1 pseudogene is annotated in these 276 nt (G+C 68.1%); it reads right to left on the bottom strand.

What is annotated here, in order from left to right:
- Window positions 1–276: pseudogene (locus tag GV790_RS30200) on the bottom strand (oxidoreductase); the annotation flags it as partial.

Below are 276 nucleotides of genomic sequence, written 5' to 3'. Positions count from 1 at the left end.
GTCCGGTGTAGACCATGGACCAGTCGACGCCGAGCCGATCGGCCAACCGCATCATCGGCAGGATCGGGGTGATGCCGATACCGCCGGCAACGAAATGCAGTCGGGTGGCAGGTGAGCCGTGACCGGGTACCGCGAAAGGGAACGCGTTGCGCGGCCCGCGCACCGTGATCGGGGTACCGACGGCGAGATCGCGATGTACTTCGACCGACCCCCCGCCACCGTCGGGAATGCGGCGCACCGCAACCCGATACGCGTGAACATCGGCCGGATCGCCGC

Origin of the sequence: Nocardia cyriacigeorgica, from assembly GCF_010858045.1 — a bacterium.
Taxonomy (GTDB): Bacteria; Actinomycetota; Actinomycetes; order Mycobacteriales; family Mycobacteriaceae; genus Nocardia; species Nocardia cyriacigeorgica_E.
Note: the sequence above shows the minus strand (reverse complement) of the source record. Positions and strands in the feature narration are given on the sequence as shown.